Annotated in this window: 10 protein-coding genes; 4 read left to right on the plus strand and 6 right to left on the minus strand. The window is 72.0% G+C overall.

Annotation, left to right across the window (positions count from 1 at the left end; translation table 11 throughout):
- Nucleotides 1-11 precede the first annotated feature (11 nt).
- The gene (locus G407_RS0105805; RefSeq protein WP_029030058.1) at nucleotides 12-2,207 is read right to left on the minus strand and encodes a RelA/SpoT family protein; all 2,196 of its coding nucleotides are present in this window, start codon (nucleotides 2,205-2,207) and stop codon (nucleotides 12-14) included.
- Nucleotides 2,208-2,539: 332 nt separating this feature from the next.
- Between G407_RS0105805 and G407_RS0105810 the strand changes: the two genes are divergently transcribed.
- Nucleotides 2,540-3,265 carry a DUF262 domain-containing protein gene (locus G407_RS0105810; protein ID WP_029030059.1) on the plus strand — a complete coding sequence of 242 codons (726 nt, stop codon included), beginning with the start codon at nucleotides 2,540-2,542 and terminating at the stop codon, nucleotides 3,263-3,265.
- A gap of 93 nt (nucleotides 3,266-3,358) precedes the next feature.
- Here the strand turns inward: G407_RS0105810 and rpoZ are convergent, their stop codons facing one another.
- The 5 genes from rpoZ to G407_RS0105835 form a co-directional block, all read right to left on the minus strand.
- Nucleotides 3,359-3,754, minus strand: a complete 396-nt coding sequence (gene rpoZ / locus G407_RS0105815; protein ID WP_029030060.1) for a DNA-directed RNA polymerase subunit omega — start codon at nucleotides 3,752-3,754, stop codon at nucleotides 3,359-3,361.
- 110 nt (nucleotides 3,755-3,864) lie between these two features.
- On the minus strand, nucleotides 3,865-4,200 hold the full coding sequence (locus G407_RS0105820; RefSeq protein ID WP_029030061.1) for a hypothetical protein: 336 nt from the start codon (nucleotides 4,198-4,200) through the stop codon (nucleotides 3,865-3,867).
- Between the two features lie 86 nt (nucleotides 4,201-4,286).
- Nucleotides 4,287-5,720, minus strand: a complete 1,434-nt coding sequence (locus tag G407_RS0105825) for a homospermidine synthase (RefSeq protein ID WP_029030062.1) — start codon at nucleotides 5,718-5,720, stop codon at nucleotides 4,287-4,289.
- Between the two features lie 154 nt (nucleotides 5,721-5,874).
- On the minus strand, nucleotides 5,875-8,037 hold the full coding sequence (locus tag G407_RS0105830; protein ID WP_029030063.1) for a methyl-accepting chemotaxis protein: 2,163 nt from the start codon (nucleotides 8,035-8,037) through the stop codon (nucleotides 5,875-5,877).
- A gap of 442 nt (nucleotides 8,038-8,479) precedes the next feature.
- Nucleotides 8,480-9,235 carry a L,D-transpeptidase gene (locus tag G407_RS0105835; protein WP_084327338.1) on the minus strand — a complete coding sequence of 252 codons (756 nt, stop codon included), beginning with the start codon at nucleotides 9,233-9,235 and terminating at the stop codon, nucleotides 8,480-8,482.
- A gap of 254 nt (nucleotides 9,236-9,489) precedes the next feature.
- On the opposite strand from G407_RS0105835, the gene G407_RS0105840 reads away from it, so the two are divergent.
- The 3 genes from G407_RS0105840 (at nucleotide 9,490) to tkt (ending at nucleotide 12,880) form a co-directional block, all read left to right on the plus strand.
- Complete coding sequence (locus G407_RS0105840; protein ID WP_029030065.1) at nucleotides 9,490-10,257, plus strand: protein phosphatase CheZ; 768 nt, start codon at nucleotides 9,490-9,492, stop codon at nucleotides 10,255-10,257.
- 148 nt (nucleotides 10,258-10,405) lie between these two features.
- Complete coding sequence (rpmG, locus tag G407_RS0105845; RefSeq protein WP_029030066.1) at nucleotides 10,406-10,573, plus strand: 50S ribosomal protein L33; 168 nt, start codon at nucleotides 10,406-10,408, stop codon at nucleotides 10,571-10,573.
- A 276-nt stretch (nucleotides 10,574-10,849) separates the two neighbouring features.
- Entirely contained in the window at nucleotides 10,850-12,880 is a 2,031-nt protein-coding gene (gene tkt, locus G407_RS25980; protein ID WP_084327339.1) for a transketolase, read from the plus strand.
- Nucleotides 12,881-12,928 lie beyond the last annotated feature (48 nt).

The raw sequence follows: 12,928 nt of genomic DNA on the forward strand, positions 1-12,928 counted from the left end.
CGGGCCGGGGCTCACCCCATCAGCCGCTCGACCTTCGAGATCACGCGCTTGGCGCGCAGCTCGGCGATGATGCCGTTCAGGTGCTTGATGTCCCACACCGAGACGTCGATCACCACGTCGGTGAAGTCGGGGGTGCGGCGCTGCATCGAGATGTTGTCGATGTTGCCGTCGTGGTCGGCGACGACCTGCGCGATCTGGGCGAGCGAGCCGGGCTCGTTGATGGTCTCGAGCTTGATGCGCGCGGGAAAGCGCTTGTGCGTGATCGCCTCGACGTCCCAGCGCACGTCGACCCAGGCCTCCGGCACGTTCTCGAAGGCGGCGAGCGCCTGCGACTGGATCGGGTAGATCGTCACGCCCTCGCCCGGCGTGATGATGCCCACGATCCGGTCCCCCGGCACCGCCCCCGATTCCGGCGCGAAACGCACCGGCAGGTCGGCGTCGAGGCCGCGGATCGGGATCGCGCGCGGGTCGTCCGCGGCGTCGGGCAGCTTCATCTTCAGCGCATCGGCCCCGAGCGCGACCCAGCCCGCCCCCTGCGTCGCCGCCCCGGAGACCAGCCGGCCGACGTCCTTGAAGTCCGCGTAGACCGCGCGCACCACGTCGCCGGAGAACATCTCCCCGCGCCCCACCGCCGCGAGCACGTCGTCGACGGAGGTGCGGGCGAGGCGCGGGAGGGCCGCCTTGAGCTTCTCCTCCGAGAACGCCTTGCCGGCGCGCTCGAAGGCGCGCTCCAGGATCTGCAGGCCGAGCCCGGCATACTGCTTGCGCACGGCGGTGCGCGTCGCGCGGCGGATGGCGGCGCGCGCCTTGCCGGTGACGACGAGGCTCTCCCAGGCGGCAGGCGGCACCTGGCTGCCGCCGGCGCGCACGATCTCGACCTCGTCGCCGTTGGCGAGCTCGGTGAGGAGCGGCGCCATGCGGCCGTTGATCTTGGCGCCGACCGCGGTGTTGCCGACGTCGGTGTGCACGGCGTAGGCGAAGTCGATCGGCGTCGCCCCGCGCGGCAACGCGATGAGGCGGCCCTTGGGCGTGAAGCAGAAGACCTGATCGTGGAACAGCTCGAGCTTGGTGTGCTCGAGGAAGTCCTCCGGGTTGTCGCCCTCCGCCAGGAGGTCGATCGTGCGCCGCAGCCACTGGTAGGCGCGGCTCTCGCCGATCGGCTTCGGCGCCTGGGCCGGGTCCTTGTAGAGCGCGTGCGCGGCGATGCCGTACTCGGCGACCTCGTCCATGGCGCGGGTGCGGATCTGCAGCTCGACCCGCTGGTGACCGGGGCCGACGACCGTGGTGTGGATCGAGCGGTAGTCGTTCTGCTTGGGGGTGGAGATGTAGTCCTTGAAGCGGCCGGGCACCATCGGCCAGGTGGAGTGCACGAGGCCCAGCGCGCCGTAGCAGGCGTCGATGCTGCCCACGAGGATGCGGAAGCCGAAGATGTCGGAGAGCTGCTCGAAGGCGACCGACTTGCGCTCCATCTTCTTCCAGATCGAGTAGGCGCGCTTGCGCCGCCCCTTCACCACGGCGCCGAGCCCCTTCGTCTCCAGGCGCTGGGCGAGATCGCGCTCGATCTCCTCGACGAGCCGCTCGTTCTTGGCCGTGAGCGTCTCCAGCCGCTTGGTGATGGTCTCGTAGGCCTCCGGCCGCAGATGCTTGAACGCGAGGTCCTCGAGCTCCTCGCGCATCTCCTGCATGCCCATCCGCCCGGCGAGCGGGGCGTAGATGTCGAGCGTCTCCTCGGCGATGCGCGCGCGCTTCTCCGGCGGCATGAAGTGGAGCGTGCGCATGTTGTGCAGGCGGTCCGCGAGCTTGACGAGCAGCACGCGGATGTCCTGCGCGATGGCGAGCAGCAGCTTGCGGAAGTTCTCGCCCTGCGCCGCCCGCTTCGAGACGAGGTCGAGCCGCTTGAGCTTGGTGAGCCCGTCGACGAGCGCGCCGATCTCCGGCCCGAACGTGCCGCGGATCTCGTCGAGCGTCGCCTCGGTGTCCTCCACCGTGTCGTGCAGGACGGCGGCGACGATGGTGGCGTCGTCGAGCCGCATGTCGGTGAGGATCGCCGCCACCTCCAGCGGATGCGCGAAGAACGGGTCGCCCGACGCCCGCGTCTGGGTGCCGTGCGCCCGCATGGCGTAGATGTAGGCCCGGTTGAGCAGGGCCTCGTCGGCGGCGGGGTTGTAGCGCTTGACCCGCTCGAGCAGCTCGTACTGACGCATCATGCGCGTGGGGGACCTCCGGGCACGCGCCGAACGCGCGCGTGCGTGCATGCGCCTAAGATGAGTGTTTTCGCGAGCGGTGAACAGGGCCGTGTGGCGAATTGGCGGGGTGCGGGTGGCGAATGGGAGCGCGATCGGCTCGCCTCCGCGGGCCTCTCGGGCGGTCGATCCTCAGGCCGGCGCGAGCGCGTCGTCGATCGCCGCCGACAGCTTCGGTAGCGCCGCGCGACCCGCGTGCGCACGATCGCGACTTCCGCTAAGCTCCGCAGCGCGCACGGCGCGAGCGCTCAATTCGGTCGCGCGGTGGGCTGGAACGCGGGCGTCGGGAGGACGTCATGGCGCGGGTCACGGTGAACGGCGAGCTGATCGAGACGGTCATGCGACGCGCCCGCGAGGGCTTCCTCGCGCCGGCCGCGTTCCGGCGCCCCTACGTCTGGGGACAGGACGACGTCGAGCGCTTCTGGGCGAGCCTGCTGCGCGGCTGGCCCATCGGCCAGTTCCTGATCTGGCGCCCGCCGGAGGGAATCGATCTCGCGGGTGCCTCGCGCGGGCGCATAGGCCCGCTTCAGCCCCATTACGCCCGGCGCTTCTCGATCCTGCTCGACGGGCAGAATCGGCTCGCCACCTTCGCGTGGTCGCTCGCTCCCTTCGACACGCCGGGGCCGTCCGACATGACGCAGGCGGAGCGCGCCACGTGGCGATCCGGCAAGGCGCTGGTCGGCGACCCGGAAGCCCGCGCGATCCACTTCGTCCCCGTCGAGGAGGCGACGAGCGGCAACCGCGTGCCGGTGCGTGCGCTGTTCGAGAACGCGCTCCTGTGGTCGCTGGTCCTGCGCACGCCGGGCCGCGTCGTGCCCCAGGCGCACCTGGACTGGTTCGATCAGGTCACCCGCCTCCTGATGGACGCAAGGTGCCATGTCACCGAGCTGGTCAACCTGCCGCCGGAGGAAGCGCTCGAGGCCTTCCGGCACCTCGCCCGCGCCGGTGTCGCCATGACCGACGGGGAATTCGAGGCGGCGATGGCATGGGCCCTGCCGTCGTCGCGGTCCCGCCCGCGCTGACGCGTCCGCGCCGGCGGGCGGTCGCGATCGCAACGAAAAAGCCCGGCCTCACGGCCGGGCTCATGAACGTCCAACCGGCAGTGGGCCGGTCCCTCAGCCCTCGTCGTCGTCCGTCTGCGCCGGCGGCTGCAGCCCCTCGAGCCCGCGCAGGAGGTCCTCCTCCGACATGCGGTCGAAGCTGACCTCGCCGTCCTCGCCGCCGGAGCCCTCGGGGGCGGGGGCGCCGATCATCGGCACGGCCTCGGCCTCCGGCTCGTCGACCTCGACGTACTTCTGCATGGAGTGGATGAGCTGCTCGCGCAGGTCGTCCGGGCGCACGGTCTCGTCGGCGACCTCGCGCAGCGCGACGACCGGGTTCTTGTCGCGGTCGCGATCGATGGTGAGCGGGGCGCCCGACGAGATCATGCGGGCGCGGTGGCTGGCGAGCAGCACCAGCTCGAAACGGTTCTCGACCTTGTCGATGCAGTCTTCGACGGTCACGCGAGCCATGAGCGGCCCCTTTCGATGAGCTTGCCGACGGGCTTGCCGGGTCGGGGAAATTCTGGCGAAGGCGGGTCCTTACAGCCACACCGGCGAAATGGCAAGCCCGATCGCCCGGGTCAAGCCTTGCCGGCGCGGCCGGCGAGGCGCACGAAGAAGCCGAGGCCGTCGCCCGCCGGCAGGGGCGAGAGGCTCGTCACGTGGCCCTTGCGCTTGGCCTCGAGCAGCGCCCGGCCCACCGGCTGGAACAGCGTCTCGCCCGCCCCGGGCAGCGGCGCGGCGATCCGGATCGCCACCGCCTTCGCCTCGCCGAAGCGGGAGCGCTCGATCAGCTCCGCGAGCGAGGCCTCCGCCGCGGCGCGCCCGGCCCCGCGCAGGTCGAGCACGCTGTCGGCGTCCGCCACGCCCTGCGAGCCGCGCAGCTTGTCGGCGTAGTGGGGGTCGAAATGGGGCATCGTGGCTCGGGCTCCGGATCCGCCTCGAAATATGGGGGCGGACCCGGGAGCTGTCATCCCGCTCCCGCGTCGCAGGACGGCGACGGTCACCGCACGAGGACGTTGCGGAACTGCCAGGGGTCGCTCGTGTCGATGTCCTCTGGGAACAGGCCCGGGCGCCCGTCGAGGGGCGTCCAGCCGGTATAGACCCCCACGACCGGGCCGAGGTACGGACGCTGGATCTCGAGGCAGCGCACGTGGTCCAGCTCGTCCGCCTCGACGATGCCGGCGTTCGGGTTCTCGAGCGCCCAGACCATGCCGGCCAGGACGGCGGAGGAGACCTGCAGGCCCGTCGCGTTCTGGTAGGGGGCGATCCGGCGCGTCTCCTCGATGGAGAGCTGGGAGCCGTACCAGTAGGCGTTCTTCTCGTGCCCGTAGAGCAGCACGCCGAGCTCGTCGATGCCGTCGACGATCTCGTGCTCGTCGAGGATGTGGAACGTCTCCTGCGCCACGCCCCCGGCGCCGAACATCTCGTGCAGCGAGAGCACGGCGTCGTTCGCCGGATGGTAGGCGTAGTGGCAGGTGGGGCGGTAGGCGACCTCGCCGCCGGCGCGCACCGTGAAGTAGTCGGCGATCGAGATCGACTCGTTGTGCGTCACGAGGAAGCCGTACTGCGCCTGCGCCGTCGGCGTCCAGGAACGCACCCGGGTGTTGGCGCCGGGCTGGAGCAGGTAGATCGCCGCGCCGCAGCCGGACTCGTGGGTGCGGGCGTTGTCGGGCATCCAGGTCTCGTGCGTGCCCCAGCCGAGCTCGGAGGGCTGGAGCCCCTCGGAGACGAAGCCCTCGACGGACCAGGTGTTGACGAACACGCCCATCGGCTTGGGGTCGCGGGCGCGCTGGGTGTCGCGCTCGGCGATGTGGATGCCCTTGACGCCGGCGTCGCGCATCAGCGCGGCCCAGCCCTCGCGCGACGTCGGAGTCTCGAAGGCGAGCCCGAGATCCGTGGCCACGTTGACGAGCGCCTGCTTGACGAACCACGACACCATGCCGGGATTGGCGCCGCAGCAGGAGACGGCCGTCGTGCCGCCGGGCCGGTCCCGGCGCTCGGCCAGGATCGCCTCGCGCAAGGCGTAGTTCGTGCGCGCCTCGGGGCCGGCGTCCTTGTCGAAGTAGAAGCCCTTCCAGGGCTCCGCCACGGTGTCGATGTAGAGCACGCCCAGCTCGCGGCACAGGCGCATCAGGTCGCGCGAGGAGGTGTCGACCGAGAGATTGACGCAGAAGCCCTGCCCGCCGCCCTTCGTCAGCAGCGGCGTGAGCAGCTCGCGGTAGTTCTCGCGGGTGACCGCCTCGTGAACGAAGGCGATGCCGCGATCGTCGAGCAGCGCCCGGTCGGCATCGCTCGGGTCGACGACCGTGAACCGGTCCTTGTCGAAGGCGAAGTGACGCTCGATCAGGGGAAGCGTCCCCTTGCCGATCGAGCCGAAGCCGATCATCACGATCGGGCCGGTGATCTCGCCATGCACGGGCCAGACGGCAGTCATCGTGCGCTGTCTCCTTCGGGATGCGGGGGAAGCCTCCGCGGGAACGGGAGCGCGCACCTTTAGTTCGTGCGCCGCGCCCGTCAACGGCGCGCGGCGCACGGCGAGGACGAATGTCCGCGGCGCGGCGGAAATGCCGCGCCGCCCGGCAGCGTGGTCACGCCGCGGCGACCTCGTCGAGGAAGCGGCGGATGCGGTCGTCGAGGAGGGTCGTCTGCTCGCGCACCACGGCGCTCGCCCGCACCACGCGATCGGCCGCCTCGTCGGTGGAGACGACCACGGCGCGCACCTCCTCGATCCCGTCGCTGACGCCCGCGGCGTTCTCGCGCGCGCCCTCCGCGCTCGCCGCGATGGTCTGCGTCGCCGCCGACTGCTCCTCGATGGCGCTCGCGACCGAGGTCATGGCGGTGGCGATCTCGGCGACGCGGGTCTTGATCGAGCCCACCGCGCCGACGGCGTTGCGGGTGGCGTCGCGCATCGAGGCGATCTGGCGGGAGATCTCCTCGGTGGCCTTCGCCGTCTGCGAGGCGAGCGACTTCACCTCGGCGGCCACCACCGCGAAGCCCTTGCCGGCGGCGCCCGCCCGGGCGGCCTCGATCGTGGCGTTCAGCGCCAGCAGGTTCGTCTGCTCCGCCACCGAGTCGATCATCGTGACGATCTCGCCGATGCGCTGGGCGTTCTCCTCGAGCGAGGCGACGACGTCGCTCGTCGAGGCGGCGTGCGCGTTGGTCTCGTTGGTGATCGTCGCCGAGCGGCTGATCAGGCCGGCGATCTCGCCGATCGAGTCGGAGAGCTGCTCGGCGGAGACGGCGACGTCGCGCACCGAGCCGCCGGCGGCGCCCGCCGCGCCCGCGACGCGCTCGGAGCCGCCGCGTGCACTCTCGGAGAGACGGGCCATGTCCTGCGACGCGGCGGAGAGCGCTTGCGCCTCCCGGCCGAGGGTGCGCAGCGCCTCGCCGACCGTCTGCTCGAGCTCGCCGGCGAGCGCGCGCATGGCGCGCTGGCGCGCCTGCGCCTCGCGCTCGCGGGCGTCGCGCTCCTCCGCCTCGCGGGCGGCCGCGTCGGCCTGGACGCGGTCGCGGATGCCGGCGACGGCGCGGGCGATCTCGCCGATCTCGTCGCGGCGCTCGTCACCGACGATGCGGCCCTCGCCGGCGGTCGCCGACCCGTCGGCGATGGCGCGCAGCGCCACCGCGAGCGCGGAGATGGGCTTGGCGATCGAGCGGCCGATCAGGAGCGCGAGGACGAGCGCGCCGCCCAGGACGGCGAGCGTCGCCACCAGGATGCCGTCGCGGGTCGCCGCGACGCGCGCGAGCGCCTCCTTCGCCTCCTGCTCGGTCACCAGATTCAACGGCACGTCCATGAAGGAGAGCGCGCGCTTGTCGGCGAAGCGCTCGACCCCATCCTGGACGTATTCGAAGCCGCCGGCAGCCGCCTCCATCACGGCCGGGCGGCCGAGCGGGGCGAGGACCGAGGTCGCGTCGACGCGCGGGCGCTGCGAGCGCAGCAGGCCGTCCGCCCCGACGATGTAGCTCTCGCCGGTCTCGCCGAGCCCCGTGCGGTCCGCGAGGACCGCGTCGAAGCTCGAGGCGGCGATGCGGTAGACGAGCACGCCGTCGACGAGGCTGCCGTCGGGCGAGACCACGGCGCGCGCCAGGAAGGCGGAGGGCTCGCCGCCGACGGCGGCGTAGGGCGCGAAGTCGATCGCCGCGGTGCTTGCCGCGACCCGTCCGTCGGTCGTCTCGACGCCCGCGAGCGCCGCGGCGTGGGCGCGGGCGAGCCCGCTGCCGGCGAGGGTCGCGTCGGCGACGGCGCCGGCGAAGTCGCCGTGCTTGCCCACCGAATAGACGACGTCGCCCTCCGGCGTCAGCACGAGGATGTCGGCGTAGCCGCGATCGGCCATGATCGCGCGGAACGAGGCGTGCACCCCCTCGTGCCGCCAGGCGTAGAGCGTGCGCTCGCCCTGGCCGGTGAGGGCGATGCGCTCCTCGATCCCCGCCGGGGCGGTGAAGTAGGTGACGAAGCGCTCACGCTCCTGCGGGTTGAGGAAGTAGGCGTCCTTCAGCTCGCCGAGCGCCGAGCGGACCGCGACGTTCTCCGAAAGCGCCTCGATGTCGCGCACGGTCGCATCCAGGGTGCGCTGGAGCGCGGCGGCACGGGAGGTGGAGATCAGTGCGAGCCGCTCGCGGCTCGCCTCGGTGAGTGCCTCGTGCGCACTGCGGTAGGCGATGACGCCCACGGCCACGCTCGCCAGGAGCGCCACCGCGGCGACCGTGGCGGTGATGACGGCCTGAAGCCCGAACGCCCGTACTCTTCGCATCTGCGTCTCGCTTACGTAAAGATAGGTGAGCAGAACTTCGTTCGTCGGGCATGAAGAAATGGTTGATCGTCGGTGCGAAGGGCGGTGCGAAACCGCGCAACGCGTGTGGTGCGCCGTGCGCCGAGGCGGGATGTCCGGGCTCTTCGGACTCTTCGGGCTATCCGGGCTCTTCGGGCTCTTCGGGCGCGCGTAGGCGCACGCGCCGAGGCGTCGGCTTCGCCCGACGGCGAGCCGACGGGTCGGCTACGAGACCGGCCGGTCTGCCCGGCCCGTCACGGCGGTCGCCGGCGCCGACCCGCTCCACGCGCGCGATCGACGCGACGTCTTCGTCACGGGGCTCCGGCGCAAGCGCGGTCGACCTGCGCCGTCGACCTGCGCCGTCGACCTGCGCCGGACGGCTGCCGAGAGGTGCTCGCCTCGCGCGATGCACCCCCGCGCCCGCTCACATCACCACGACCCGCGTCCCCACCCGCACCCGCTGGTACAGGTCGACGACGTCGTCGTTCATCATGCGGATGCAGCCCGAGGACATCGCGCGGCCGATGGAGCCCGGCTCGTTGGTGCCGTGGATGCGATAGAGCGTGTCGCCGAGATAGAGCGCGCGGGCGCCGAGCGGGTTCGAGGGGCCGCCGGGCATGAAGGCCGGCAGCTCCGGCTGGCGCCGGCGCATGGCCGCCGGGGGGCGCCAGTCCGGCCATTCCGCCTTGCGGGTGATGCGCTCCGTGCCGCGCCAGGAGAAGCCCTCGCGCCCCACGCCGACGCCGTAGCGCAGCGCCGTGCCGCCCTCCTGGACGAGGAACAGGAACTTGTTGCGCGTGTCGACGACGACCGTGCCCGGCGCGTGGGGGCCGTCGTAGCCGACGACCTGGCGGCGATAGATATCGGCGATCGCGCCTCCGCCGGGTCGCACGGCGGCGACCTGCGGCGCGGCCGGTGCGGGGCGGCGCGTCTCGACCGGCGGCGCCACCCGCGCCGGGCCGGCGGCCGCCGGCGGGGGCGCGGCGTAGAGCGCCGCGGCGCGCTGCGGCGTCGGGTCCCTCCCGGTGAGCAGCAGCTCCAGGAAGCCGCCGCCGAGATCCTGCGCCTGCGCCCGCGGTGCGGGCGCCGCCAGCGCGACGAGGGCGGCGAGCGCCGCCGCGACGATGGCGCCGCTTCGCGGGCGCCGGACGAGCCTTGCGAGCCCGAGCTTTGCGAGCATGATCCACTCTCCCTCCGTTCCCCGGCGGCCGTGCGCTCGGCACGGACGCCCGCGAGAGAGCGAAGGGCGCGCAGCCTTGAAGGTTCGTGGACGCGCGATGCCTCGTTGAACTTAACCTTAAGCGCGCGTGCAGCAACGTGGTGAACGCGCGGCGCCCGGCCGACGCTGCCGGCTCGTCGGTCACGTTCACCCAATCCTAAACCTTGATGGGCGACTGTGCGCCATCCCCGTGTCCAGACCAGCGTCGGCGACAGATGTCCTTTTCCCAAAAGCGCTACCGCATCGAGGAAACCCTCCGGCACGAGCCGATCACGCTGCCGCCGGTGCTCAACGGCGGCTGCGCCGTGCCGGGCGCCGCGGCGGGGTCCGGCTGTGCCGACCCGCGGCTGTCGCACATCATCGAGGCCATCGGCGAGCTGCGGCAGTTCCTCGACCCGTCGCAACGCCTCGCGTCGGACGTGATCGACGCCTATCGCAAGGAGATCACGGAGGTCTACGCGCTGCGCCAGGAGATCGACGCCATGAAGGCGGCGATCACGCAGACGAAGCGCGAGATCGCCTCGCTCTACAAGTCCGACGAGGAGGGCAAGGGCATGCGCCGGGTCGCCGGCGAGCTCGACGCCGTGGTCACCGCCACCGAGGAGGCGACGGGCTCGATCCTGTCGGGCCTCGAGGACATCGAGACGCACGTCAACATGCTGCGCGCCTCTGGCGGGACGAAGGGCTCGGGCGACGAGATCGGCGCCATCCTCGACCGCGTGATCTCGATGTACGAGGCCTGCAACTTCCAGGACCTGACCGGCCAGCGCATCACCAAGATCGTCAACGTGCTCAAGTTCGTCGAGGAGCGCCTCGACCGCATGATCGACGTGTGGGGCGGCCTCGACGCGTTCCAGGAGCTGATCCAGCACGAGGTGCTCGGGCCCAAGGTCGACGACGAGAAGGCGCTGCTCAACGGGCCCAAGCTCGAGGAGGACGCGGGCCACGTCTCGCAGGACGACATCGACTCCCTGTTCGATTGAGGCGCACCGATCCGGCCTTGACGCGCGACGCCCGATCGCGCATATGCAGGCGACTTTCGGCCGGGCTCGCCCGGCCTCTTCGGTTTTGGCGGTGTGGTGGCGGCCCGACGGGTCCCGGCGCCGCGACGAGGCTCACGAGGACGATCCCATGGCGAAGGCCGTCACCATCAAGGTCAAGCTGCTGTCGACCGCCGACACCGGCTACTTCTACGTCACCAAGAAGAACACCCGCACGATGACGGAGAAGATGACGCAGCGGAAGTACGATCCCGTTGCGAAGAAGCACGTCGATTTCAAGGAGACGAAGATCAAGTGAGCCGCGGGGGCGCCGTTCCGGTCGCCCCGCCTCCTTCGATCCCGTCCCTCCGGACAGCATCGTCCCCGCGAAGGCGCCCCACCCGGGCGCCTTTTCGCATGCGCACACCGCACGCCGCGGACGCCCCCGGGGCGTGCGGCGGCTGATCGCGCGTGCTGCGGTTGCGTCGAAAGTCTCGGGGCCGGCTTTGACAAGGGGGCGGGCCATGGTAATCAGCCCGCGACCCGACATGGCCCCGCGATCCGGGGCCCGCCCACGAGCCACGGACAAGACCCTGTGAACGACCAGCCCGACCCGGCCCGCGCCGCCGCAGCCGCCGAGGCGGCCCCGACTCCGTCCGATCTCGCCAACGCCGTCCGCGCGCTGGCGATGGACGCGGTGGAGAAGGCCAAGTCCGGCCATCCCGGCCTGCCCATGGGGGCGGCGGACGTCGCGACGGTGCTGTTCACGAAGTTCCTCAAGTACGACGCCGCCGACCCGGCCTGGCCGGACCGCGACCGGTTCGTGTTCTCCGCCGGCCACGGCTCGATGCTGCTCTACGCGCTCCTGCACCTGACGGGCGTCGAGGGCATGACGATCGAGGAGCTGAAGAACTTCCGCCAGCTCCATTCGAAGACCCCCGGCCATCCCGAGAACTTCGTCACGCCGGGCGTCGAGACGACGACCGGGCCGCTCGGCCAGGGCATCGCCACCGCGGTCGGCATGGCGCTCGCCGAGCGCATGCTCGCGGCGGAGTACGGCGAGGAGATCGTCGATCACCACACCTACGTGCTGGCCTCCGACGGCGACCTGATGGAGGGCATCTCCCACGAGGCGATCGCCTTCGCCGGCAACCTGGCGCTCCACAAGCTCGTGGTCCTGTGGGACGACAACGGCATCTCGATCGACGGGCCGCTGTCGCTGTCCGACACGACGGACCAGTGCAAGCGCTTCGAGGCCTGCGGCTGGAAGACGATGCGCGTCGACGGCCACGACCAGGCGGCGATCGCCCGCGCCCTCTCCCGTGCGCGGAAGGCGGATCGCCCGACGCTGATCGCCTGCAAGACCACGATCGGCTTCGGCGCACCGACGCGCGCGGGCACGTCGAAGGCGCACGGCGAGCCGCTGGGTGCCGAGGAGCTCGCCGGCGCCAAGAAGGCGCTCGGCTGGGGCCATGCGCCGTTCGAGATCCCGGCCTCGATCAAGAAGGCCTGGGAGAAGGCCGGCCGCAAGGGACGCTCCGCCCGCAAGGCCTGGGAGCAGCGCTTCCAGGCTCTGCCCGCCGAGACCCGCGCCGACCTGGAGCGGCGCCTCGCGGGCATCCCGCCGAAGGCGCTCGGCGAGGCGATCGCCGCCCACAAGCGCGCGCTCGTCGACGGCCCCGCGGCGGTGGCGACCCGCAAGGCGAGCGAGGCGGTGCTGAACGCCATCGCCGCTGCGGTGCCCGAGCTCGTCGCCGGCTCCGCCGACCTGACGCCGTCGAACAACGTCAAGGTCAAGACCTCCGTCCCCGTGAAGCCCGGCGACTTCGCCGGCCGCTACGTGCATTACGGCATCCGCGAGCACGGCATGGCGGCGGCGATGAACGGCATCGCGCTCCACGGCGGCTTCCGCCCGGCGGGCGCGACCTTCCTCGTCTTCACCGACTACGCGCGACCCGCGATGCGCATCGCGGCGCTCGCCGGCATCCCGGCGATCTACGTGATGACGCACGATTCGATCGGGCTGGGCGAGGACGGCCCGACCCACCAGCCGGTGGAGCACCTCGCGGCACTGCGCGCGATGCCCAACATGCGCGTCTTCCGGCCGGGCGACGCGGTCGAGACCGCGGAGTGCTGGCAGCTCGCGCTCGAGCGCACGGACGGGCCGAGCGTGATCGCGCTCACCCGCCAGAACCTCGCCCCGGCGCGCACGACTCACAGCGACGCGAACCTCTGCGAGACCGGCGCCTACGAGCTGTCCCCGGCGCAGGGCGGCGCGGCGAAGGCGACGATCTTCGCCTCGGGCTCGGAGGTCGAGATCGCGCTCGCGGCGCAGGCGCTGCTCGCCGAACGCGGCATCCCCTCGCGCGTTGTCTCGACGCCTGCGCTCGACCTCTTCCTCGCGCAGCCGGAGGAGGTGCGCGCGCGCATCCTCGGAGACGCGCCGATCCGCGCCGCCGTCGAGGCGGGCGTGCGCTTCGGCTGGGACGCGGTGATCGGGAGCGACGGCGTGTTCGTCGGCATGGAGAGCTTCGGGGCGAGCGCGCCCTACAAGCAGCTCTACGAGCACTTCGGCATCACCGCCGCGGCGCTCGCCGACAAGATCACGGCGCGGCACAACGGCTGAGCCGCGCGCGCCGCCTCGGCGGCGCGCCACGCGGCGAGACGGGACGCA

Origin of the sequence: Salinarimonas rosea DSM 21201 (genome assembly GCF_000429045.1) — a bacterium.
In the GTDB taxonomy this organism is placed as follows: Bacteria; Pseudomonadota; Alphaproteobacteria; order Rhizobiales; family Beijerinckiaceae; genus Salinarimonas; species Salinarimonas rosea.

Excerpts from the sequence above, each read along its gene's own strand:
- G407_RS0105805 (WP_029030058.1), bottom strand. The coding sequence starts at position 2,207 with ATGATGCGTCAGTACGAGCTGCTCGAGCGGGTCAAGCGCTACAACCCC.
- G407_RS0105810 (WP_029030059.1), top strand. The coding sequence starts at position 2,540 with ATGGCGCGGGTCACGGTGAACGGCGAGCTGATCGAGACGGTCATGCGA.
- rpoZ (WP_029030060.1), bottom strand. The coding sequence starts at position 3,754 with ATGGCTCGCGTGACCGTCGAAGACTGCATCGACAAGGTCGAGAACCGT.
- G407_RS0105820 (WP_029030061.1), bottom strand. The coding sequence starts at position 4,200 with ATGCCCCATTTCGACCCCCACTACGCCGACAAGCTGCGCGGCTCGCAG.
- G407_RS0105825 (WP_029030062.1), bottom strand. The coding sequence starts at position 5,720 with ATGACTGCCGTCTGGCCCGTGCATGGCGAGATCACCGGCCCGATCGTG.
- G407_RS0105830 (WP_029030063.1), bottom strand. The coding sequence starts at position 8,037 with ATGCGAAGAGTACGGGCGTTCGGGCTTCAGGCCGTCATCACCGCCACG.
- G407_RS0105835 (WP_084327338.1), bottom strand. The coding sequence starts at position 9,235 with ATGCTCGCAAAGCTCGGGCTCGCAAGGCTCGTCCGGCGCCCGCGAAGC.
- G407_RS0105840 (WP_029030065.1), top strand. The coding sequence starts at position 9,490 with ATGTCCTTTTCCCAAAAGCGCTACCGCATCGAGGAAACCCTCCGGCAC.
- rpmG (WP_029030066.1), top strand. The coding sequence starts at position 10,406 with ATGGCGAAGGCCGTCACCATCAAGGTCAAGCTGCTGTCGACCGCCGAC.